Source organism: Lacipirellula limnantheis, from assembly GCF_007746075.1.
In the GTDB taxonomy this organism is placed as follows: Bacteria; Planctomycetota; Planctomycetia; order Pirellulales; family Lacipirellulaceae; genus Lacipirellula; species Lacipirellula limnantheis.
This window is the reverse complement of sequence record NZ_CP036339.1, coordinates 3,000,875-3,025,182: the sequence shown is the minus strand read 5'-3', so window position 1 is coordinate 3,025,182 and position 24,308 is coordinate 3,000,875. Positions and strand designations below refer to the sequence as shown.

The following is a 24,308-nucleotide window of genomic DNA, read 5'->3' as shown; positions in this document are numbered from 1 at the left end:
AGTCGTAGCGGGCGCCGTTGCACATCCATGCGGCCCTTAGGTGGACCGCGGGTCGGCACGACGCCCAGCGGGATGGCGCCTCATCCGTCCAGCAAGATTGCGGTCGTCGCGATTCTGGTAGCGTCGCGCGAAAGAACGCTTGGCCGGCGGCCCGTTCGAAGTGGGAGGAACCTCTCAACAAGAGTCCGATCGATCCGCGTCCATCCGCACGATTCGCCGCATCAGCCGCCGCGCGAGACCGAACGGCGCTTGTGCTCATTGAAGGAGATGCACGTCGGGACGGTGCAGAAACTCCAACAAATCGACAAGTTGATCCGGGGTAAGATTCTTTTCCAGCCCGTCGGGCATCAAGGATTTTCCCGAGGCCCGTAACTGTTCGAGCTGGCTGCGAGCAATGGTCTCTTGCTGGGCCTCTTCGCGACGAAGCGTCACGCTCTCCGCTGTCTCTGCGGCGATGACGCCGTTCAGGACGCGCCCGTCTTTCGTCACCGCCAGATAGCTCACAAAATCCGGCGACAGCTGACGGCTCGGATCGAGGATGTCGACGAGCAATAAATCGCTGCGCCGCGCTGAAACGCTCGCCAGGTCGGGCCCCACGCTCCTGCCCACGCCCTGGATGGGATGGCAGGTCTGGCAGTTCTGCTTAAAGAGGGCGGCGCCACGCGCCGCATCGCCCCGACGGGTCACGACGTCAGCGTACCTGGCCAGGACTTCAGCTCGGTCGCCCCGCACAACCGCGGCCAGCAGCGGCTCCGCGCGGTGCCGCAACGATTCATCCTGCCACTGCCCCATCACCTCCCTCGTGCTCGCAGGAAGCTCTTCTGCCGAGACGATTTCTGCTTCGAGAGCGGCGACCAGCGCATGGGCGCCGGCAGTTGAACGAAGCGCCTGGTTGAGCATTTCCTGGCGCGTCGCCGTTGTGTGCTTGGTCCATTGGCTGAATAGCCCATTCCATGCCTCGGGGGAGTTGGCGTGCGCGGCTGCCCAGATCGCCGCGGATTGCACCGCCTGCGGATGAGACGGCTGAACCAGTGCGGCGACCATTCGCTCGACCTCGTCGGGCGCGCCATTGGCCGCAACGACCGTCGCCCGGGTGCGATCCTCGACGGATTGGCCACGATCCTCGGCGAGCGCCGCGGCAATGCGAATGCCCTCGCGTAAACGGTCCGCGGTGCGCTCCGGCAGGAGTTCAGGGGGTAATCTCGGATCACGCAGAGAAACTCCGCGCGAGAACATCCCGCGCGACAATCCCGCGAGCGCGGCCAACCCGTCAGCGCGGGTCGACCTCGTGAGGTCGGCCGTCATCCAGTCGATGCACTCCGCCAGAACGTTCTCATCCGCCTGGGATCCAATATGCTCGCTCGCCTGCTCCAGGAAGGCGGCATGCTGCCTCGTGCGGTCGGCGCCCTCCAGGAGCTCGCGCATCAGCGGCCAAGGATGGCGCCCAATCCCGCAGAGAACTGCCAGTTGCATGAGCGGCGAATCATCTTGGTCCAGCAGTTTCGCCAGCGCCGAGGAAGCGCCTGATCCAGCGTGCGGGCCGATGGCCAGCGCCAGCTGAAAACGCACCGCCGCATCGGGATCATTCGTCATTTCCAGCAGCGCGTTCCGCAGCGAGATGACGTCCTCCGACAGGTCGACGGAGCGATCCGCCTCCGGGGAAGCGGCGGCCGCAGGCGATGCTTCCCCAATTCGGTCAGCCGCCAAGCGGACCGCGTGACGACGCACGTTCGACTCCGGATCGCGCAGCGCGATTTGCAGCGACGCCACGTCGAGGCAGCGCGACTGTCTCTCGGCAGATTGATCCTCCAGCTGGTTCGGCTCCTGATTCGCATCAAGGCCGTCCAGCGCATACATCGCGTGCAGGCGACCCAGCGGCGATGGAGACTGGGCCACTAGCTGACGAAGTTTCGGCACGACCGTTCGATCTTGCCGCTCCACAAGCAGCCGTTGGGCCGTCGTTCGCCACCATGCCACAGGATGCGCAAGAAATTCCACCAACTTGCCGCTACTGGCGAGGTGCAACTGCGGTCGTCGATCAGCGGCCGACGCGTCGGCGTCAATTCCGGTAATCCGCCAGATACGACCATGCTCGGCGCCGTTTCCCCAAGGAACGTTGGCCGCCACCGCCGCGTCAGCCACGTAGATCGGGTGCTCGACGAACTCGCGATAAAAGTCGACGAGATAAAGTGCGCCATCCGGCCCAGTGGCCAAGTTGACGGGGTGGAACCAATTGTCTGTTGAGGCCAGGAACTCGCGATTAGCTTCCTGCTCGTCGCGACGCGAGACGAACGTCGGCCCGCTCGGTTCTAGGCGGCGGCGCGTGACTAAGTTGGTGAGCGATTCGCAGACGAAGGCATTGCCCGCATACTGCCGTCCGAGAGCGTCGCCGGTAAAGATCGTCAGCCCGCACAGGGCGTTGTAGTAGTTGGCTTGTTCGGTATTGAACTGACGCGGAGCCGGGCTGACCGGGAAGACCTGGCCAGTATCGCTGGGCGCAGCGAGATTAGTCACTGCCTCGGCGGCGGCCGCCGGGAACGGGCGTACGTCGACGTCTTCGAGCAAAACATGACGTATTGGCACGGTGTTCCACGAGAGAAACCGATTTCCCCAGGCGTCGTGGGCCTGGCCGAACTGCGACTGGCCGAGCGTCGCCTCCCCGGCCCGCGTGAGCGGATGAAAGCGAAAATCGCGAGCTCGGATCGACGTCGCTCGATCCGCCGGCGCATCGGGACGTCGCACGTCGCCGTCGCAGCGGCCGTTAGCGACATAGATCCAATTATCGAGACCCCAATGGAGCGAGTTGGCCCGCAGTTGCTGCGAGCCGGCGCCGAAACCCGTCCATTCGACCCGCCGCACGTCGGCTCGACCGTCGCCGTCGGCGTCCTCCAAGTAAAGAATGTCGGGGGCGTCGGTCACGAGCACTCCCTCTCGATAAGGCATCACGCTTGTCGGAAAGTTTAGCCCATCGGCGAACGTGACCGCGTTCTCGTATTTGCCGTCGCCGTCGACATCCTCCAATCGTTGGATGCGACCCCGCCGTTCAGTCGTCGGATAGCCTCCCATTTCCGCGACGTACATGCGGCCGGCGGCGTCCCAAGCCAGGGCCACAGGACTGGCGACGTCGGGCTCGCACGCGGCCAATTCAACCTGCAGATTGGGGTCGGCAAGCTGAAAGCTGCGTTGTTCTGCGGCGGGCGACTGCGGACCTCGCGAGTTGACGCTCTCGTCGCCCAGCGACTGTGATTCTGAACCTGACGGTCGTAGCGCTGACGTTTTGTTCGCACCGGCATCCGCCGCCAACTCGTTCAGCAGAGCGACCACTTCGTCCGCCATGCGTTCGCCCGTGCCTTCCTCGGCGAACGAATGGAGTCCCATCCAGGTCTGATAGCCGCCCAGTCGCTGTCCCTCGCGGTCAGGCAAGTACCCCATCCAGTCATTCGCCAGCTCCGCAACGAAAGTATGTTCAAAGGGCGAACGGCGCTTAATCTCCAGACCAAGCACGGTGAAGTATTCAGCCGGGACGCCGACAATCGCCACATCGCCGATCACCACCGCCTGGATCCACGTTTCCTGCTCCGCTCCTTGCCGTTCACGCAATTGTCGCCGCATCTCGGCGAAGACTTCGCGAACGCGTTCTGCTGACTGCGGCGCGTGCTTGGTCATGTAGCGAGCAATCTTGGCGTCTTCCTCGGCGTTATTGAACTTGCGAACGTGGAATTTAAACGGGCGCCGCGCGCCGGCGAGATAAGATACCGGACGAGCCGACGCCTCGGCGCGAGCTTCGCGTACCGCCCCCTTGATCCGTTCGATGCAGTCGGCGACGGGCACGATAGGAGCCACATTGTGCGTGGAGCCAGACGCGCCTTCTAAGAAGCTCACGACTCCGCCCAACTCCTGCTCGAGCTCCTGCGCCGCCAGACCGTAAAAGCTCGGCGACCTGACGTCACGCCCCGACCTCGTGCCGATCGTGTGCGTTGAATGATTGAACAGCAGCGCCCGAGTCTTTCCTGCTGCGTCGCGAAAGTCGAGAATCGGCAATTGCGGATCAAAAGGGGCGGTGGGCCTGGCTTTCTCGCTAGGTAGTTGCTGCCCGCTCCACGTGATGGCGCCGTCTTCGAGCAATTGACGACTATTGCTGCCCACCGTGTGTTCATGGCCTAAGTGGAAATACAGTTGTGCTTCGCCCCCTTCCAGGCGCGAATTCGCCTCTTCGACCGCGCGCACGATTCCCCGCTGCAACTCTTCCCGAAACTCCGGCGCCACGCCAAATCCATGCGCTGGCGCCGTACTGGGCGCATGGTGCGTATGCGTGGCGTTGATGAGCACGCAATTCGCGGAGATTCCCGTCTTCCGCTCAATCTCGGCGATGGCCGCGTCGGCCAAGTCTCGCGGAACCCACAGCACGTCACACGCAACGATGGCAAGCTTTGCGTCGCCGGGCCGCTCGATGACCGCCGCGACGGCTCGCAGTTGCCCCTCTTGCTCGGCCGCATAGTGAGGTTCGATTCCGCCCGCGATGACCATCGTCCCGTCACTGCGCAAGTCGACGGCCGACGCGCCGACCCGCAGGTCCAATGCTGTCCGCGATGGCGCATCATCTGCCCGGTCGTCGACTAGTTTCTCCGCGTCGAGTTGTTTGATCTCGATGTTACGGTACTGGACGGGCGCCCCTCCGATCTCCAGTGCGATCTTTCCTCTAGTGACCGGCGGCGACCGTTGAGGATCAGCCGCGTCCGCGCTTCTGACATTCTCGCCCTGGTTTAGGATCTTTCCATTGAGGATGTGAGTCACGCTCTTCCCGTGAGCGATGATCTCCAGCGTGTTCCATCCCAATAACTCATTCATGCCGCTTGTCAGTTGACGTGCAGTGCCAGCGCCTCCGCACACAGCCGGCTCTCCGCCAAAACGCGGATCTCGAAACGTTCTCTCTTTCAACTCCTTCGACGCGGGGTCTACCCACGAATCCAACTGAAGCCCGGGCGATGTCAGTAAGTCACCGACGTTGCCTTCTTGGATCTCGCATTGAAGACTCATCGGCTGCGGCGCGTCGGCGCCAGTCACGTGGTAGAGCACGCCCGAATCTCGGGGGGCTGACGGCGGCGAGAGCGTCGCTTGTCCCCACTGATACTGAAGCCTGAGATGGTAGTTCTCATATTCCTGCTCGGTCGCCATGTAGCCCTTCGCGACGCGCCTGCCGTCGGCCGAGTCGCCGTTGAGGCGAAGCACGCCGTCCTCAACGGCAATCATGCCGGCGGGGTCGGCGCGTTGACCATCCTGCTGCAAGAACGCGCGCCACCCGTTCAAATCGCGGCCATTAAATAGCGGTTGCCATCCGGCATGGATCTGAAAGTTCTCGCGATCGCCTGAGTCGTCGCCGGCGTTTGCCGACGGCTCTGCGGCGATCGCGTCGACCTCTCCTTGCGCGACGGCTCGACGAGGGGCGAGCCACCCCGACATTTCGCCGACAAGAACGGCAATGGCCAACAAATGCTTCGTCTGCACTGGAGCACCCTTATCCTTGATGGAGCCCTGCGGCCCACACGGCGGGGGCCTGCGCCTGCGTCTTGAGGCGCTACCTGACCCTCGACGATTCTAGTCTCTCCCAGCGGCCTCAGGCGACATGGCTGCGCCGAATGCTTGCCCCCGGGATGACTGGCGATTTCGGTCTATACCTAAGCTGACCGAATTCTTGCCTACCGCTCGGATGACGCGTCGTGGGCGACGTCAAACGCTCCTTGCACCGGGCGTCGCTCACAAAATGCATGTCAGTGCTACTGTATCAGCTCGGCCAGCTCGATCGCACCTACGTGCGTCTCTTCGGATAGCGGCCGTGCGACCGCGAGAACCTTCTTACTCGCTCGACCTGTTGACGTAGGTTCCGGTGTGGGGAGGATGCTGCTTATCGCTCCGGTTTGCTTCTCCATATGGCCGCAGTGCCGTAAGCTGCCAGGAACAAGCACATCATTGGAACTGGAACGAAGGCAACGGGCTTGGAGACAACGAGGGTGCTTTGAGTGGACCAAACGGCCATGCCCACGATGAGCCACAAGATGCCAATGTATATTAGTTTTCTTGATTTCAGCATGGTTTTGTCTAGCCGGTGTTCGGCGTTATGCGGCGTGAACTGATTCTTGAAAACTGCGATCATTCGGCTTCGACGTTGGGCGAACTTGTGAGTAGACAGAACCTTCTTCAGTAAGCCGTGCATATTCACGGGAACATTCAGTAAGCAGCCTGCCTAGTCTAACGGACGGCCTCAGACTGCTTCAATCTTAAGCCCCTGTCGTCGGAGCGGACAGAGAATCGGCAGCTCCGAAGCAACCCAGGACGAACCGTCTTGGGCTCTTGCGGTACTCATTATTCGTGTTTGGAATTTCAACGCAGTCTGACCCGGGCGGAGGGAAAACGCGAGTTGATTATGTGCGGCGGTGTTCACGACCACTTGTTCTTGTCGTGTGCCAATCCAGCGCCGTTCGATTTCACCCATGCACTCTAGCAAGCGCCGCCAAGTTTCGCGGCGTGTGCCGCCTCAGCGTCCCGTCGGGCATGAGAATTCCCATGTCGGTTCGACCTGGGAATCCAAGGCAGATCGCCAAGTATCATGGTTGGTTCTGGACATGTCCTCTGCGTCAGCTGGACGGACTACCGCCGCATCCGTCCACAGCCGCACGCCACGATTGTCTCTCGGGCTCTTCACACATTATGATCACGCACACTCGCGACGGTGCGAGATCGTGGACTTTCAAACGCACCTACGGAATCTTTCATGTTACGCCGCTGCGTCTGCATAGCGTTGCTTTCACATCTCGCTCTGGGGTGCTCCGAATCCACGAATTCTCTCAGCAGCGCAAATGCCCAAGGAGGCGCCGGGGCGGAAACATCCGCGGAAGAGCCTTCCGCCTCCGAGCCGCCGTTCGAGTTGCTCGACCTCGAAAGGTTCGCTCGGCTGCCAGAGGCCAAGCCGCCCAAGATGCGGTCGCGGACGTTGCTCATGTACGATGCGCCTGGCAATGCCGTCGAAAGCTACGCGCTGCTCAAGGAAAAGCTAGTCGCCGCATATTGGCGCGAACTTCCTGGCGGAACGATTTCGGCCGAATATGGCTCGGCCAACGGGTACTTCCAGCGGGGGCGCCACGCCTTGACTCTGTCGTTGTCCAAGGGATCTCAAGCCGACACGGTCTCGGTCACGATGCAGCATCACGGGGATGTGGACCTGTCTAAGTTACCGTTGCCCAAGAACGCCGAAGCGGTATATCGATTTCCCCATACCGCCGGCTTCGTCACGACGCTCGCTCTCGATGAAACGGCGAAGACGTTCGGCGACGCCATGACCGCCGCTGGATGGAGCGTCTACGAAAGCTCGCCCGGTTCCACAACTTACCGGCTCGGACTGCAGACGGTGCAGGTCTCGATAAGCTCGGCGCCCGCGCAGGGGGGTAAAACGATGATGCAACTCTCGCCGCAACTACTGCCGGTCGATCTGCCGATCCCGCCGAACGCTGAGGGCATACGTTTCAGACACCGCCCGGTCGAGTTGAACTTCGAACACCCCGGCGATTGGAACGAGGTCGCCAAGTTCTATCAAACCGAGTTGCCTCGCCTGGGTTGGAAGCCGACGACCGAGAACCTGATCGAGAACGAGAATGACGCGTTCCAAATCTACCGCAACGCGGAACAGGCGCTGGCGCAATTGAAGGTCGAAACCCGCGGCGGCAAGACGCAGGCGACCGTTGAATACCAAAGCCCGACCGTCTTCGAGGAAAACGAGCAGCGGTTCGAGGAACTCCGTAAGAAACAGGAAGCAGAAAAGCCGGCGAAGCCGTAGTCCGCCGACGCAGTGAGAATCCTCTTTTAATGTAGGGAATCATCGTCGCGACTGCGTCACTTGGGTGCGTTCTGGGTGCGCAACCGACCGATTCAATCCTGCGTTGGCGGATCCATCGATCGCGTGCATCGCTCACATCGACGTCTTCATGACCGAAGCTTTGAATCGGCCGCGTCCCGGGGGCGCTCAGGTGGGCGTCACATTGCGGTTGACCGGCCGGGCGAAATGACGGTTCGACATTACGCATTTGGGAAGCGACTGAAAGGCCAGGAAAGCCGACTGTGTACAGCACTCGGTTTGACGACTAACGGCTTTTTTCGACGCGCTCGTTAAGTCCCGTTGCGCCGCGAGCAGCCGTTGCAGCTTGGCGGGCGTGTCGGCCTCGTCGACTGCCACTTTGATCATGATCCCACAGCAGCGCGCCGCCCTGCATCGCGCTCGTTGGGCGACTGAACGCTGCGAAGTCGAGAAGCTAACTTTTGACGAGCACCCGAACTATGTGAGCTAGACAAGTTTAGACAGGTCGCCGGCCAAACCCTTGTCGGAAGAATGATTTATGGCGACGAGTGCCTCGGAACAAACACTTTATTTTTCGCCTAACTTGTCGATCAGCTACAATCAGCCGTTGCCAACTTCACTAGGAGATTGCTGCCAGTCTTCTGGGTCGCTAGACAACTAACTCTGGTCACTCCGTGGGCTGGGCCTCGGCGTCGGTTGCAAATTCACAGCCGATGTACGAGATGACCAAGTCGATGTTATTCAACGAGGTCAATTGACCATGAGAGTTATTCCATTTGTGTACGCTTGTTTTGTGGTGTTGGCATTTGCGCAGCCAGTTGCAGCCGCCACAACCAGTTGGAACAGCAACATAGGCGGTAGCTTCACAAACGCGGCCAAATGGACGGCTGGCGTTCCGCTGATCAACGATACTGCCGTGTTCAACCGTAATCTCGATATCGAATATGGCGTCACCTTTCCGGGTCGACCAATTTTAAGCCCACTCACACGGGAAGTTCGACAACTGATCGTGGGCGCCAACACGGTCAGTTTTTCGGACTCCGTTGATTTCGATCAGTTGCCCGCCAACTTCTCGATTGACGCCGCCAACACGTTAGCCGAGGGGGCCTTGATTATCGGCAATACGGCAGGCCAAGTGGGGGAACTCAACAGCACACTCAACAATTTTTCCACGAGCTCGGTGATTGTCGGGAACACCGAGTTGTTCCCCCTGACCGCCTTGGGAACGCTTAACGTCAACGGCGGCACGTTCAATGTGACCGGTTCTCAGGAACTGGGTGACGAGCTGATCATCGGCAACGAAGGCAACGGCCTGCTGTATATCACTGGCGGCGCTGATGTCAACGTGACAGGTGGCCCGCACGCGAATTCAGTCATCGGTCGCTCTTCAAGAGAACTTTTTGGTGGTTTAGTGTCTGTGGATGGCGCCGGTTCGACTTTGAACATTAGTGGTGAGTTAACTCTCGGTGAAGACGGCATTGGCACAATATCCGTTCAGCAAGGTGGAAAACTCACCACTGGCGCTACCTTGATGGGTAAGTTGCCCATGTTCGGTATAGGTGTCAGCACGGTTACTGGGGCAGGGTCAACGTGGACGAACAATGGCGACATCGTCGTCGGCCGTGAGGGTGAAGCAGCCATTAGAGTCTTATCTGGCGGTGTTGCGACAACAAGCGGTAGCGTATTCCTCGGGGAATTAAGCGGTAGCGCCGGAAGCGCAACCATCAGCGGTGTCGGGGCGACCTGGACGATCGGCGGAAACCTCGTTGTCGGCAACTCGGGGACCGGTCCATCGAATGGCATCAGAGTCTTAAGCGGTGGTTCCCTCTCTGTCGCGGGCTTGCTTACGGTCGCGTCCAATGGACTTATTGAGAGCAACGCCAAGATTTCGGCAGACCTTGTGAATGGCGGCACAATTGACCCAGGTAGCGACTTATCCATCACTGCAGGAGCGTTGCAACTTGATGGCACCTACACCCAAACTGCAGGTGGCAAACTAAAATTCGATCTTGGCGGCACTTTGCCGGCGACGGATTACGATCAACTGCTGGTCAGCGAGGCGGTGTCGCTCAATGGCACGTTGGAGGTGCTGCTGCACAGTCCGTTCATGCCAATCGTGGGCAATGCTTTTAACATCATTGATGGCGCGAGCATCAGCGGCACGTTCAACACCCTGCAACTCCCCACGCTGCCGAGCGGTACAAGTTGGAATAAGTCTCAGCTCTACACGACCGGCACGCTACTGGTCACAATCGCTGGTGATTTTGATGCCGATGGCGACGTGGATGGCGGGGATTTTCTTTTGTGGCAGAGCGGAGGTTCGCTCAACCCTTTTAGCGCGAGTGATCTCGCCGATTGGCAAAACTACTACGGCGCCGGCCCGCTCGTGGCCGGCAGTGCGGCCGTTCCCGAGTCATCAACTGAGGTGCTGCTGGCGCTCGCAGCGATGGGAAGCGGGTGCACCAGACGGCGGCGAAACGCCCAGTGAGTCTCAGAAACTCATTGATGTGTCACAGTGGTCAACAACCCACCGTTTTAGAAACAGGTGACAATTCCCGGATAACTCACCCGTTTGATGGCACGGCGATAGCGTGCCAAGAACTCATCTCCGCGGTCGCTCTGACACACCGCGGCCGTTCTGGCATTCTAGGTAGCAGAGATGCAAAGAGCGTCGCGTTGAAGAAGAGCAATTGACGCAAGTCGTTACGCTGTAAGCACAGGAGGCCGGACTTGATCCGGCACGCCCTTGCGGCCAATGGATTTGGAGTCATCGACATCCGTATTGGCCTAGCGTGGCAATCGCGATGGATTTGAATCGCAAGTTTTGCCTAGTCAACGATTTGATGTGAACGAGCAATTTCCTTGCACTATATCGATGTGGGCATTACGCGGACAACATCCTTCCCAATTGTCTTCCCGACCGGAAATCTCATTCTTCGACTGGATCCGTCATCCAATGTTTCTATTCACTTCCACTTCATTGACTCAATGGACTCCCAGAATCCAGCCTTCCACCGCCGCCGCTCGGCAGATTCGCTCAGGGAGCTGCGGTCGAAAGTAACCGTTCAGAATGCCAAGTTCATCAGCCTCCAACAGCCAACGAGAAATCGTGTACGCATTCTGCTCCGCCGGGCCTCGCCACTTGCGCGGATAATAGTTCGAGGCCTGCAGCGGATAAACCTCGGCAATGACGCTGCGATCCTCCGGAGGAATCCAGCCGTCAAAGGGCCACACATGAAGGCGCGAGCCCGCGTGCTCGCGAATCCGGCGTAGCCACGGCAAGGCGGAATGCGAGCTGTCGTTGAGCCCCCGCACGTCATACTGAAACATGCAGGTCAGCGAGTTCCCCCATCGCTCCGTCATCCGCCAGCCCCGTTCCGGTCCTGGCAGTCCGTCGTTAAAGCGGGCCGCTTCGACAAAAGGCCCCTCCCCTTCGTCAGTTAGGACTTCCCGATCGGCCAGTAAATCTCGCCACGATCGGAGGCCCTGCTGCTCGAAATAGGATGCTGGGAAGGAGAAACGGTGATTGATTCCGGCCAGAAAGCGCGTCTCCGACTCGATCAGCCCGAGGAGCCAATCGGCAACCTGATCGAGCGTCCAACTGGCCTGCGGATCCGCAGGAACGGCCCGAACTCGCGTCGGCAAGGTATCGGCGCCAGCGGCATAGACTTCGGGCGACAATATCTCGCCTGAAGAGTTCCTGGCGCCCGTCTCATTGATGCCGATGTGCCATTCAAATAGGGTCCCCACGCCGTCGCCTCCGTTAAACCGCCGTTTTAGACGGGCAGTTGTAGTTTGCGTGCACGACAAAATCGGGGCTGAGAGAATTCCAGCAACTCATCGACGCGACACACTTGTCAACAACCGACCGTTTTGGCACACGATTCGACGAGCCTCACCCTCATCATGACGCGTCAAGATTGACGCTACCATGCTCGGCCACGAAAATGCGGTAATGTTTTGCTGCTCTTCGGCGGCGCAGAAGGGCACATGACGACGCAGCAACTTCACCTGTTTAATTGCTTGTACATGTCCGTCCTGGTCGTTGTCGCCTTTTTCACGCGCGCGACGGCGCGGCGCATCGCGGGTGCCCTGGCCGGCGCGGGGGTCGGCGGGGTGGCCGCGTTGGGCATCATCGCCCTCGGTGAGAAGGTGGGATGGTGGCACATGGCGATCACCTGGGAGCCATATTTTCTGACGGTACTGTGGATCGACTTCGCCCTGTGTGCGTATATCTTCCTCATCACCTGGCGGATCGCCCGCCGGTTTGGCTGGCGCGGGCTGGCCGTAGTTGTGGTCGTCGCGGCGTTCGTCGGCCCGCTGCGGGACTATTGGTATATGGCGAGGTTCCCTGAATGGGGCGCCTATGGGCCAGGGATCGTACCCGTTCTGGCGATCGCCGCGACCTATTTCCTGCTGGGGGTCCTGGGGCACGGGGTGATGCGACTGGTCGCCGGTCACGCCCGTGGGTCCCCATTGGCGCGACGGCCGTGGGAGACCGCCGAGCCATCCGATGCAGCTGACGCCGCCGGCCATGTTGCTTTCTTGGACTTTAGGCTTCCCAAGGCGGGCCGGACATCTGAGCTTGGTCGTCACGGCGTGAAAAAATAAGTTGTCGGCACAACTACTCATCTAAGTGTGATAGGTGCCAACAACCGACCGTCATGACACACGTTTTCTGAGGCACTAAACTCGGTGCCGAATAACGTCTCATCGGACCTTTTGACACGGACTGGGCGGGTTACAGTCTTCAGCTGCCCCATCAACCCAACGTATCTGACATGAAGTACCGTCAGTGGCAGACGGAGGCAGCAATGGGGCAACCTTAAGCTTGAAGTCTTGTGCGCAATGAAGGTTCGTCCTGAGCGCTATTCGGTCTCCCCACAACGGCGTTCGGCGTTTACGACCGCTGCAGGTTTGAATGACTGGCCGAATCATTGCAAGCTGATCTTCCAGCCGGGAGCCGCATTGATCTCTGCCTCACGCAACGAGGCGACAACCGGCTGGGCCGAAAACGTCTTCTCCCGCGGCATGAATTGGACGCTTTCTTGCGACGCCCAACGCTAGGATTCCGCTACTCGCATCTGCTCGTCCGAAGGGGGCCCCTCATTGGTCGAATGCGAGCGTGCTTGGCCTGCATTCTGGCATTTTCTCCCCCCAGCTCCCCAAGGCGGGCCGGGCTTCTTTTCATAGATGGGCCAGCGTTATCGAGTACACTACGGCAATCTGCAATGAAGCTTCCTCCGGAGCCCGTCCTCATGCTCGTCGTACGCCGCGTCGTCCTCGTCTTTGCCCTGATCTCGTTCGCCGGCGCGGCTCGCGGCGACACTTGGCTTGGTGGCGCCGTCACCGACTGGTTTTCCGCGGTCGCGTGGTCCGACTTGCTCGGCCCGCCGACCGCCTCGGAGAACGCGATCTTCGCAAGAACCGTGTTCGGCGTGACGCCAGTGAACAGCAGCGTGAGCTTGCCCGGCAACGCGACAATTGTAAACCTTACTGTCGATATTCCGAGCAGCACCCCGTACGTCTTCACGGGATCGAACGGGGCCGTGCTGACCGCTACCTCGCAGATGGATTTCCTAAACACCGACCGTCGCGCTTCGAACGTCACCTCCGTTTCGAGCATGCGGCTTAACACGCCAGCGTTGTTCGTTCGTCACAACGCCGTGCTATCACTCAACAACGCGACCGTAACGACCAACTCGATTAGAACAACCGAGGATGGTCGGATCGAAGTCAGCAGCGGTTCGAGCGTGCAGACGCTGAGCTATGGCTTCGACCAGCCCAGTGGCGAGCTGCGGGTGAACAGCGGCGGGGAACTCCGCGTCGCCGGCGACACAAAGCTCGTCCGCGGCTTGACCAGAGTCAACTCCGGCGGACAGCTCAACGCGGCATCGGGGGTCGACCTGGAGTACAACGGCGCGGCGCGGCTGGAGTTCGCCGACAGTCACACTGTGGACAACTTCGTCCACCTGAAGGCGACGGGGGGCGGAGACATCACGGCCGGCGAGTACATCGATGTCGGCAACGGAGCCATCGGCTCGCTGACGGTCACCGGCGCCGGCTCGACCCTCACGGCGCAGAGCAACGTAAGCGACTGGGGGGCCAGCTCGACCGGGAATGCGACTGTGACGGTCTCGAACTCAGGCGTCGCGACCGTCAGCGATCTCCGCGCCGGCACGGGCGACGCGACGTTCGTCGGTAACGTGACAAGCGGCGGCACGCTCCGCACCATGGCGAGTTTTCTGATGGGGGGTGGCCCGTTGAATCGGACGGTCTCGCTCACGGTCGACGGCGGCACGCTTGAGACCGCCGCCCTCGCAAAGTTCGATAACAAGGCGTCGCTCAGCCTCATCAACGGCACGGTCAACTTCAATGGCGGCGCCACGTTCAACGCGGGTAGCCTCCCGATCTGGGGCGGCGGGAACATGAACCTCGGCGCGAACTCGACGCTGCTCGTCGACGGTACGGACTTCGTCAAGTCAACCACCGCCGGCTTCATCTTCTCAGACAACACCACCACGCGGATTCGCAATGGGGGCAATTTCCAGACCCCCTCTTACTTCGACCTAGGCAACGCCACGCTCGATATGAATAGCAGTTTCCTCACTGCGGGGACAACGGGCGGGACGGTCAGCGACTGGGGCAGCGGCGCCTCCACCACCGCAACGCTCACCAACAACGCACGGGCGACCTACAACTCGGGTCTGCGGATGTGCGTCAGTAGCGGCACGACCAATGCCACGATCAGCGGCGGCGCGCAACTCGTCGCCAACGAGTTTCTTCAGACCGGTGGAGTCGCGGGGGCGAACGTCACGCTCAACGTTGACGGCGGCCAAGTGAAATCCGACGGATCGCTCCTCCTCGAACGCGGCACAACGACAACCATTTCGAACGTGGGACGGGTTGAAGGGCAGAACGTTGTCCTGGGCTCGTCCGGAGGGACAACCACCACCACCGTGACCGGCTCTAGTTCCTTGCTCAAAGCCCGGGGCACGCTGTTCGCCGGTCGCGCAGGAACCAGCGCGCTGAACATTTCGGCGGGGGGCAAGGCCGAGTCGGTGGGGTCAACGATCATTGGTGAGCTCGCCGGCGCCAGCGCCAGCGTGACCGTCACGGGTGCGGGGTCGCGGCTGGACGTCGGCTCGTCGCTGACCGTCGGCGCTGGCGGCACGGGCCAGCTCAACATCGACGCGGGGGGATTCGTGCCAGTTTTCGGCGGCGTCACGGTCGGTAGTTCAGGCACGCTCTTTCTGACGGGCGGCGGCAGCCTCGAAACGAGCGTCGGCCAGTCGGTCGTCAACAACGGCGCTCTCATTGCCGCTTCTGCCAGCCAAATCCGCGCCGATGTCGTTAACGCCGGGTCTCTGAACCTGTCTGGCGCCAGCGTCACCCGCGGAGTCACCCTGCAGGCCAACTCCGACATGACCTTCGACGGCGCCACGGTCGGTTCGCTGACGCAACAAGCCGGAGCCGACCTGAACTTCGAGTTGCGCGGGGCCAGCGACTTCAACGACCTTTCGGTGACGGGCTCAGCGAGCTTGGGCGGCGATTTCGTCGTGTCGCTGGGCGAAGGCTTCGCGCCAACGGCGGGGATGTCCTTTCCGATCTTCACGGCGGGGTCGATAAGCGGCAGCCCCAACTTCGATTTCTCGGCAGCCCCCTTGCCCAGTGGCCTTGGTTGGGGGATCGCGATTGGTCCGACGAGCCTGGGGCTCGCAGTCATCTCCACCAGCATCCCGGGCGACTTCAACTTCGACGGCTTCGTCGACGGCGCCGACCTCTTGATCTGGCAACGCGGCGGGTCGCCGAGTGCCAACAGTCCCGCGGACCTGGCGCTCTGGAAGGCGAACTTCGGCGGCAGCATGACGGCGACCGCGGCGACGCTGAGCGTCCCCGAACCGCAAACGTGGGCGCTGGGGGCCTTGGCGTGTCTTGCGCTGCGGCGAAGCCGAGGCAATCGCCCTACGGGCCTACCGACGACTTGCTGACGATACCGGCTCCAGCTGCGTCGGCCGACACGCCGAAGCAGGTGGCGGGAGCGCCTAAGCGCCCCAAGAAGGGCGTGACATTCATCGATCAACGCGTTGTTCGCCCCGACGGTCAGCGGGATGTCCGTGCAGCATTCGGCGGCGGGGGGAAAAGCACGCCGACGCGCGTTTGGATAGGCGTCGTAGCGATACGGCACGCGGAAAAAGCGCTATTAACTCGTCGCGCCGGCGAAACGGCGAGACACGCCGGGAATGGACCCTGCTGACACGGCCTGGAGGGTGGCGGTCGGCCACTTCAATAAATGCGATGCCGCCGTATCACAACTCGTTGGTCGGGTCGCGACTGGCGCACTTTCGATGCGCCGAGAACTCGTCTCCGCGTCAGGCCTGACATTCGGCAATCGTTCTGGTCGCAAAACGCGTTAACAACCCAACCTGTTCAACCCAGGGGCGAGCCTTCCGCCGAGGCCCGACGAAAGGCGTTGGAGATCATGATTCCGGAACGCTGCGGAACGCGCTGAATACGGCGGGAGAGCAGCATGGTAAGATGGGGGCAATTTCGAGCGTGGGTCGACTCCAAGCTCACTCCATGGCAAATCTCAGTAAAGCTTGCTCCGTGCAACGGCTGGTGAAACCCAAGCATGTTCTTCGGCAACCGACTAATGAATCTCATTCCCATTATCCTGGCAGCAATGAGCGCGACCCTCGCCCTCCAGCACCTGCGAGCCGCCGATCCCGCGCCGCCGGCATTAACAAAGACTTCGTCGTTTGCCCCGACCGTCGCGAACGCCACACAGCCACCCGGCCCCGCACCCGAAGGGATGGTGTGGATTCCGGGCGGCGAATTCTCGATGGGCAGCGATGAATGTGGTGAAGCGCTGTGCAGCTTGCCGGGCGTCACCGGCGATTCGCAACCGATTCACCGCGTCTTTGTGGACGGTTTCTGGATGGACGCCACCGAAGTGACCAACGAGCAGTTCGAGAAATTTGTAAACGCCACGGGCTATCGCACCATTGCTGAGATCGCACCCACGCAGGAGGAGTTCCCCACAGCGCCGCCCGAGAATCTTGTCGCTGGCTCTACCGTCTTCACGCCCACGCCCGAGCCCGTGCCGCTCAATGATATGTTTCAATGGTGGCGCTACCAGCACGGCGCGGACTGGCGCCATCCCGAGGGACCGGAAAGCAGCGTCAAGGGCCGGGAGCAATATCCCGTCGTGCAGATCGCCTATGTGGATGCGGAGGCTTATGCGAAGTGGGCCGGCAAGCGGCTGCCCACCGAGGCTGAATGGGAGTTTGCGGCGCGCGGCGGCTTGAGCGGCAAACTCTACGCGTGGGGCGACGAGTTGAAGCCGGCCGACAAATGGATGGCGAACATCTACCAGGGCAAGTTCCCTGTAAAAGATACGGGCGAGGATGGCTTCGCGGGCATCGCGCCGGTGAAATCCTTTCCGCCCAACGGCTACGGTCTATACGACGTGGCGGGCAATGTGTGGGAGTGGTGCAGCGACTGGTATCGTCTCGACTACTATGCACGGCTGAAACTGCAGAGCGGCGACGGGACTCGCAATCCGCAAGGCCCAACTACGCCGTACGATCCCGCCGAGCCGTCGGAGAAAAAACGCGTGCATCGCGGCGGCTCGTTTCTTTGTACGGATCAGTATTGCACGCGCTACATGGTCGGCACGCGCGGCAAGGGCGAAGTGACCACTGGCAGCAACCACGTCGGGTTTCGCTGCGTCAGGGCGGCAAAGTAACTCGGGACGCGAGCACCGGCAAGCAGCTAACAATTCAGATAAAGGGCATGCATAATGCTTCGACGAGTTCGCTTTCGCGCCAGCATGATCATGATGTTAGCGGGTCCGCTCGGTTGGCTGGTCACGACCGTTCAGTTGGCCGAGACGTTCGCCCAGCAACCCAACGCCCAACCACCGGCGACCGAGGGCACGCCCCAAGTGCTGCCGCGACCTGATTTCGCGTTCAAGGGCATGGTGGGGAAGACGTACAAGGACTCCGATCCGCCTCAGTTTCCCCAACCGATTCAGGCTCCGCAGGGAGCGCCGAACGTCGTGCTCATCCTGCTCGATGACACCGGGTTTGGTCAGTACTCCGCCTTCGGCGGCGGAATTCCGTCCCCGACGCTGGATAAGCTCGCGGCGGAGGGTCTGAAGTACAACCGCTTCCACACGACGGCGCTGTGCAGCCCCACGCGGGCCGCGCTCATCACCGGCTGCAACCACCATTCGGCTGCGACCGGCGTGATCACCGAGGCGGCCACCGGATACGACGGCTATACCTGCGTCTTGCCGCGCAGTTGCGGCACCATCGGCGAAGTGCTCCGCCAGAACGGGTACATGACCGCGTGGATTGGCAAGAATCACAACACCCCCGCGTGGGAGACGAGTGCGGCAGGCCCGTTCGACCGCTGGGCCAATGGCCTCGGGTTCGACTACTTCTACGGCTTTAACGCTGGGGATATGAACCACTGGAACCCCGTCCTGTTCGAGAACCGGAACCTCGTTCCCAAGAGCTCCGACCCGAATTACCACATGACGGAAGACCTGGCCGACAGGGCGATCGATTGGACCCGGAAGGTCAACAGCATTGCCCCGGACAAACCGTTTTTCCTGTACGTCGCTCCGGGAGCCAATCACTCGCCCCATCACGCTCCCAAGGAGTGGATCGACAAGTTCAAGGGAAAGTTTGATGGTGGTTGGGACGCCTACCGCGAAGCGACGCTGAAGCGACAGATCGCCATGGGCGTCGTGCCGCCGGACACCAAACTCACGGCTCGTAGTGAGGGATTGCCCGCCTGGAACGCGCTGAGCGCCGACCAGAAGAAGATCTACGCGCGGATGATGGAGGTGTTCGCCGGTTACGCGGCTCACGTCGATTACCATATGGGCCGCGTTATCGACGCGGTCAAGCAGATGCCGAACGGCGACAACACGATTTTCGTCTACATCGTTGGCGACAATGGCGCCAGTGCCGAAGGCGGGCTGGAAGGGAGCGTCAACGAGAACCTGTTCTTCAATGGCTTCCCCGAGAAATGGGAAGATAATCTGGAGCACATCGACGAGATCGGCGGACCGAAGTGGTTCAACCACTTCCCCAGCTCGTGGGCTCACGCGATGAACACGCCATTCCAGTGGACCAAGCAAGTTGCCAGTCACTTCGGCGGCACTCGTAACCCGATGATCATTTCCTGGCCCGCAAGGATCAAGGACAAGGGCGGGATACGGACGCAGTTCCTCCACGTGATCGACATTGTACCGACACTCTATGACGCGATCGGAATTACGCCGCCGACCGTGCTCAACGGCATCGCGCAAAAGCCAATGGAAGGCGCCAGTTTCCTTGAGAGCTTCACCGACGAGGACGCTCCCGAAACACGGAAGACGCAGTACTTCGAATTGCTGGTTAACCGCGGGATGTATCACGACGGCTGGGTGGCGTCGAGCCGCAGCTTCGTCCCGTGGGAGCCGACTCGCGGCGAGTTCGATCCGCTGACGGCGAAATGGGAACTGTACAACTTGGACAAGGACTTCTCACAGTCGGACGATCTAGCGGCCAAGTTTCCGGAGAAGGTCAAAGAACTCGACGCCCTCTTCTGGAAGGAAGCGGAGAAATACAAAGCCTTGCCGCTCGACTGGCGCGGCACCGAACGGTTGAACGCTGAACTGCAGGGGCGACCCAGCCTCGCTGGAAATCGCGACACGTTCGTGTACTACCCAGGCCAGATCGCGCTGCCAGACGGCGCTGCCCCGCCGGTATTGAACAAATCGTTTTCGGTGACCGCCGACATCGAGATTCCCGATGCGGGAGCCGAAGGGATGGTCTTCACCCATGGCGGGCTCACCGGGGGCTACGGAATCTTTCTGCGCGACGGGAAAGCCCACGTCGTCTACAACATGCTCGCCATCGAGCGGTTCACGATCTCGTCCGCAGCGTTGCCAAAGGGGAAAGTCACCCTCGCGGTGAACTTCGCTTACGAGGGTCAGCCCGGTGAACTCGGCAAGCCGGCAGCCGTGACAATCACCGCCAACGGCAAGCAGATCGGTGCAGGAAGACTGCCCAAAACAGTTCCGCTCCAATTCTCGCTCGGCGAGGGAGTCGACGTCGGCATGGACATTGGCTCTGCCGTGGACTTCACATACAAGCTGCCCTTTGCCTTCACTGGAGCAATTGAGAAGGTGACGGTCAAACTCCAGTGATGACGGCCAAGCACGCTCGCAATTAGGACAAGAAGATTTTTATAAACGGCGTGTCTCCCGCTACGGCCCAAACTGGCGGGACGATGCGCATTTCCAATTGCTTGGCATGAGTGAGCTCCCGCTGGCGGTCCCAACCTTCGTCGAACATGCGCTTGTATTTGTCACGCCATTCTTGCGGCGGCGGGAATGATCCGCACGTTTGGCTCGAGCGGAGAGTACCGGCTCGGGGCAAATTCGCTGCTGGGGGTTCGCGACTCTCCTTCGCTGGTGCAAGTGAATGGCCCGCTAACGGTTGCGGGCGCCCTGTCAATCCTCAACGGCGCCGACGTCGCGGCGGACCTGGTCCGGATCACCCCGGGGGGTCGATCAGTCTGCCCAGCGGCGTGCTAGTGGTTGGCGGCCGCCTCTACGCGCAGCCGTCGCATCCCCCCAACACCGTGCTCGACCGCGGACTCGGAACGTTGCAGGGGAGCACCGGATTGACGTCGCACCCGACGATCGCGTCGATCAACGGCAACCTTCGCGTCATGGGCAACTTAAATATCGGCCGTTCCCCAGGACTGTTGGCCGTGGGCGCCCGAGTGCCGGGAACTCATGCCATTGACGAGATCGTCCGCGCATCCCGGAAAGTCGTCCGATTTCATGGAATGCTGCGTTGCGGCGCCTTGTCTGGCAGGGACCAGCCGGCGATGCCCGCGTTTATGTGCTTTGCATGAAGGATTTGCCGTCTCGCGCGCGGTTGTTTAGAACAACGGATCAGCATCACCCCGAAGACGCGAGAGCCGGCGACATGAACGCACTTCGATTGACAGCAATTGTGCTCGGAACTGTTCTATGCACGCCCAGCGTCGCGCTCTCGGACCCGCCAGAGATTGCGGAGACTGGGAGTCTTGGAGCCAATAAGTCGCCTGCGCGGCGTCTGCCGGGGCAACAGTCTGGCGGCGAAATTCTGCTGCCCACTCAATGGTCTCTCATGCCAGCCGGGAAGCAGATTGCCCTCGGGGACTTTCCTGTCAATGTTGCTCTCCATCCGAAGGAACCTTGGGCCGCTGTGCTGCATGCGGGATTCGGCGCCCACGAAATCGTCATTGTCGATCTCTCGGAGGGTATGGTCGTCTCCCGGGTGGTCCTGCCGCAGTGTTTTTACGGTCTCTGCTTCGATCCCCAAGGGAAGCGCCTGTTTGCCAGTGGCGGTGAATTTGCCGTTGTCCATCAGTTCCAGTTCGCTGACGGTTTGCTATCGGACCAACGAAGAATCCAAGTTGCCGATCCCAACAAGAACTTTATTCCCGCAGGTCTGGCCTGTAGCGTCGACGGTCAATCTCTGTTCTCGGCTAACGCGTGGGGAGACACGCTCGCGCGGATTTCTCTGAGCGATCCAGCGCCGCCCAAGCATCATGACCTGGGTAAAGACAGCTATCCCTACGCGCCGCTGCCGAGCCCCGACGGCAAGCGAGTATTTGTCAGCCTTTGGAACCAGTCTGCCGTAGCGGTGTTCGACGTCGTGGCCGATAAGTTCGTCGGGCGCTGGTCGACGGCCTCCCATCCCACCGAGATGACTCTTTCGCCTGACGCAAAGGAACTCTACGTCGCCTGCGCGAACGGAAATACTGTAGTCGTGCTCGATGCCGACACGGGCGATACGCTGGAAACGATCAACAGCGCGTTGTATCCCCAGGCTCCGCACGGCAGCACGCCCAACAGCCTGGCGCTTTCGCCGAATGGCAAGGTGTTGTTCATCGCCAACGCAGACAACAACAATCTCGCTGTGATCGACGTCAGTGAACGTGGCCGAAGTCGGTCGCTAGGCTACATTCCCGTCGGCTGGTATCCAACTTCGGTGCGGTATAGCGCTGTGGACAACCACATCTACGTGGCCAATGGCAAGGGACTGTCGCCCAAAGCCAACCGCCAGGGCCCAAATCCGCTGATTCCCGCTGGTAGCGCGGGCACCTTGCGCGAGTACATCGGCGGCTTACTGCGTGGCACATTGTCCGTGATTCCGGCCCCCTCGCCCGAAGAGATGGCACGTTACACCAAGCAAACGTACAAGTGCAGTCCGCTGAAGAGCGATCGATCGGCCGTTACCAAGCCCCGTGAGCAGGACAATCCCATTCCGGCGAAGGTCGGCGATGCCAGTCCGATCAAGCATTGCGTCTACATCATCAAAGAGAACCGCACGTACGACCAGGTGTTTGGCGACCTGCCGAAGGGCAACGGTGACGCGAGCTTGTGTCTTTTTCCTGAGCGCGTGACGCCCAATCACCACGCCCTGGCGCGGCAATTTGTGACGCTCGACAATTTTTACGTCGAAGGCGAAGTGAGCGCCGACGGTCACGAATGGACGATGGCGGCCTATGCGACCGATTTCGTCGAGAAGACCTGGCCTTTGAACTATCGCAAAGGAGGGCGCGGCATCTTTCGCTATCCGAGCGAAGGGGCCTTGCCAATCGCCTTCTCAGCCGGTGGATACATTTGGGACCGCTGCAAGGAGAGAGAGGTAACCTACCGGAGCTATGGAGAGTTCGTTGCCAACGCGGAGAAGGCTGGCGACCCCGGCACGGTTAGCATGCCGGCTCTCGAAGGACACTTCGATCCGCTTTATCGCAGCTTTGACATGGAGTACAGCGACGTCGACCGCGCCAAACGGTTCATCACGGAGCTGCGACAGTTCGAGCAGGCCGGCGAAATGCCACGCCTGATCGTCATGCGGCTCCCAAACGACCACACCTCGGGAACGAAAGTCGGTGCGCATACGCCGATTGCGGCAGTCGGCGACAATGATCTCGCCCTTGGGCTGGTCGTGGAAGCACTCAGTCACAGCAAGTTCTGGAAGGAGACGGCGATTTTCGTCGTTGAAGACGACGCCCAGAACGGCTCTGACCATGTCGACGCCCACCGCACGGTCGCGCTGGTTATCAGCCCGTTTACGAAACGCGAGCACGTTGACTCCAACATGTATTCGACGGCCAGTATGTTGCGCACAATGGAGCTGATCTTGGGTTTGGAACCGATGAGTCAGTTCGATGCGGCGGCGCTACCGATGTACGAATCGTTCCAGCCAAAAGCCGATTTGCGTCCCTACGACCATCGAGCGGCGAATGTGGACTTGAACGCGGTAAATGCCCCCGAGGCGCCGCTCAGCGATCTCTCGGCGAAACTCGATTTTTCACGCGAAGACGCGGCGGATGATTTGGTCCTAAATCAGATCGTCTGGAAGGCGGTCCGCGGACCTGACTCGGTGATGCCGGCCCCGGTGAGGGCCGGCTTCTTCTTCGCTCGCCCCGGATCAGACGAAGACGATGATGATGATTGAGGCACTCGAAGTACTTCCGCGAGGATGATCATCGATCTGCGCTCTACTGCCAGCGTCGATGACATTCGACGACGACGACCCTGACGCGGTTCCATCAAGCCAACCCATTTCTCCGACTCCGAGAAATCAACGGATTCTGATTCCATTCCAGCAGCAATCTCGCAGCCGTTTACATGTGCGCTTCGGCAAACCACCGTTTCGAAACGGTTCCGAGGGCGATGATCCTGCCTACTCCGGCGACCACGACTCCCGCCTTCGCCAAGCTTCTCTCAACGCGTCGAACCAACCGCGACTGGCGCCGCTGCGGCGTACCGTGAACTCAAATCCGCGTCCGGCCTGACGCTCGGAGGATGATCTGCCCGCGCAGCGGTCCGTCAAACGAGCTCCAAGTCCGGGCGCGCCGGCGCCTCTTACACGCTGACCATCAGTGCTGCCGCAGCGAGGGCCAGCAACGCTCCCCACCAGAATGCCAACAAAGGCCCGAAGAATTGATACAGGCCTCCGGAGATTAAGCTCGACGGCAAAGTGGCAATGCCGATCGCAAAGTTGAACCAGCCGTAGGCCAATCCTTTGCGTTCGCTGCCCACGAGATTCGCCACCATCGCCTTCTCCGCTGGCTCCGTGAGTCCGTAGAAGAGGGCGTAACACAGGAAGAGCGCCCAGGCTTGCCATGCAGTCGTGGCCAACCCAAAGGCAACGTAAACCGCGGCGTACACGAGCCAGCCCAGAACGATCAAAGGCCGCGGCCCGTAACGGTCTGCCACGCCGCCCAACAGCAAATTGCTGAGACTCTTGACGACATGAAAGCCGCACCAAAGCAGCGGCAGTAACGGCGTCGACACGCCAAGTTCACTCGTAGAAGCGGTTCCCGAGCAGAACCGAAAGTAGAAAATTGGGCAGCAGCGGAAAGATCATCTCGCTGGCGATGTCGTTGAGCATAC

General features: G+C 60.8%; 13 protein-coding genes. 9 read left to right on the top strand and 4 right to left on the bottom strand.

What is annotated here, in order from left to right:
- Positions 1-255 precede the first annotated feature (255 nt).
- On the bottom strand, positions 256-5,505 hold the full coding sequence (locus I41_RS11805; RefSeq protein WP_145432842.1) for a PVC-type heme-binding CxxCH protein: 5,250 nt from the start codon (positions 5,503-5,505) through the stop codon (positions 256-258).
- 1,264 nt (positions 5,506-6,769) lie between these two features.
- Between I41_RS11805 and I41_RS11800 the strand changes: the two genes are divergently transcribed.
- Positions 6,770-7,828: a hypothetical protein gene (locus I41_RS11800; protein WP_145432840.1), complete on the top strand. Its 1,059-nt coding sequence runs from the start codon at positions 6,770-6,772 to the stop codon at positions 7,826-7,828.
- A 186-nt stretch (positions 7,829-8,014) separates the two neighbouring features.
- On the opposite strand, the gene I41_RS11795 is transcribed toward I41_RS11800, so the two are convergent.
- Positions 8,015-8,233 carry a hypothetical protein gene (locus tag I41_RS11795; RefSeq protein WP_145432838.1) on the bottom strand — a complete coding sequence of 73 codons (219 nt, stop codon included), beginning with the start codon at positions 8,231-8,233 and terminating at the stop codon, positions 8,015-8,017.
- Positions 8,234-8,606: 373 nt separating this feature from the next.
- On the opposite strand from I41_RS11795, the gene I41_RS11790 reads away from it, so the two are divergent.
- Positions 8,607-10,334, top strand: coding sequence for a hypothetical protein (locus I41_RS11790; protein ID WP_145432836.1), 1,728 nt, complete (start codon positions 8,607-8,609; stop codon positions 10,332-10,334).
- A 497-nt stretch (positions 10,335-10,831) separates the two neighbouring features.
- Here I41_RS11790 and I41_RS11785 read toward each other — a convergent pair whose 3' ends face one another.
- Positions 10,832-11,596, bottom strand: coding sequence for a hypothetical protein (locus tag I41_RS11785; RefSeq protein ID WP_145432835.1), 765 nt, complete (start codon positions 11,594-11,596; stop codon positions 10,832-10,834).
- 240 nt (positions 11,597-11,836) lie between these two features.
- On the opposite strand from I41_RS11785, the gene I41_RS11780 reads away from it, so the two are divergent.
- From I41_RS11780 to I41_RS11755, 7 genes are all read left to right on the top strand, one after another.
- Positions 11,837-12,457: a hypothetical protein gene (locus I41_RS11780; RefSeq protein WP_145432833.1), complete on the top strand. Its 621-nt coding sequence runs from the start codon at positions 11,837-11,839 to the stop codon at positions 12,455-12,457.
- 620 nt (positions 12,458-13,077) lie between these two features.
- On the top strand, positions 13,078-15,837 hold the full coding sequence (locus I41_RS11775; protein WP_168206831.1) for a beta strand repeat-containing protein: 2,760 nt from the start codon (positions 13,078-13,080) through the stop codon (positions 15,835-15,837).
- A gap of 662 nt (positions 15,838-16,499) precedes the next feature.
- Positions 16,500-17,594 (top strand): formylglycine-generating enzyme family protein, encoded by a 1,095-nt coding sequence (locus tag I41_RS11770; protein ID WP_210421175.1) that lies wholly within the window; start codon positions 16,500-16,502, stop codon positions 17,592-17,594.
- A 54-nt stretch (positions 17,595-17,648) separates the two neighbouring features.
- Positions 17,649-20,051: an arylsulfatase gene (locus I41_RS11765; protein ID WP_145432827.1), complete on the top strand. Its 2,403-nt coding sequence runs from the start codon at positions 17,649-17,651 to the stop codon at positions 20,049-20,051.
- Between the two features lie 186 nt (positions 20,052-20,237).
- Positions 20,238-20,441, top strand: coding sequence for a hypothetical protein (locus tag I41_RS11760; protein WP_145432825.1), 204 nt, complete (start codon positions 20,238-20,240; stop codon positions 20,439-20,441).
- Entirely contained in the window at positions 20,435-20,767 is a 333-nt protein-coding gene (locus tag I41_RS27210; protein ID WP_168206830.1) for a hypothetical protein, read from the top strand. Before I41_RS11760 ends, I41_RS27210 begins: the two co-directional genes overlap by 7 nt.
- A 257-nt stretch (positions 20,768-21,024) precedes the next feature.
- A complete protein-coding gene (locus I41_RS11755; RefSeq protein WP_210421174.1) occupies positions 21,025-23,367 on the top strand; it encodes a bifunctional YncE family protein/alkaline phosphatase family protein in 2,343 nt (780 codons plus the stop codon).
- Positions 23,368-23,777: 410 nt separating this feature from the next.
- Here the strand turns inward: I41_RS11755 and I41_RS11750 are convergent, their stop codons facing one another.
- Entirely contained in the window at positions 23,778-24,209 is a 432-nt protein-coding gene (locus I41_RS11750; RefSeq protein ID WP_168206829.1) for an MFS transporter, read from the bottom strand.
- Positions 24,210-24,308: the final 99 nt, after the last annotated feature.

Excerpts from the sequence above, each read along its gene's own strand:
- I41_RS11760 (WP_145432825.1), top strand. The coding sequence starts at position 20,238 with ATGATCCGCACGTTTGGCTCGAGCGGAGAGTACCGGCTCGGGGCAAAT.
- I41_RS11770 (WP_210421175.1), top strand. The coding sequence starts at position 16,500 with ATGAATCTCATTCCCATTATCCTGGCAGCAATGAGCGCGACCCTCGCC.
- I41_RS11765 (WP_145432827.1), top strand. The coding sequence starts at position 17,649 with ATGCTTCGACGAGTTCGCTTTCGCGCCAGCATGATCATGATGTTAGCG.
- I41_RS11800 (WP_145432840.1), top strand. The coding sequence starts at position 6,770 with ATGTTACGCCGCTGCGTCTGCATAGCGTTGCTTTCACATCTCGCTCTG.
- I41_RS11755 (WP_210421174.1), top strand. The coding sequence starts at position 21,025 with ATGCCAGCCGGGAAGCAGATTGCCCTCGGGGACTTTCCTGTCAATGTT.
- I41_RS11790 (WP_145432836.1), top strand. The coding sequence starts at position 8,607 with ATGAGAGTTATTCCATTTGTGTACGCTTGTTTTGTGGTGTTGGCATTT.
- I41_RS11795 (WP_145432838.1), bottom strand. The coding sequence starts at position 8,233 with ATGATCAAAGTGGCAGTCGACGAGGCCGACACGCCCGCCAAGCTGCAA.
- I41_RS11775 (WP_168206831.1), top strand. The coding sequence starts at position 13,078 with ATGAAGCTTCCTCCGGAGCCCGTCCTCATGCTCGTCGTACGCCGCGTC.
- I41_RS11780 (WP_145432833.1), top strand. The coding sequence starts at position 11,837 with ATGACGACGCAGCAACTTCACCTGTTTAATTGCTTGTACATGTCCGTC.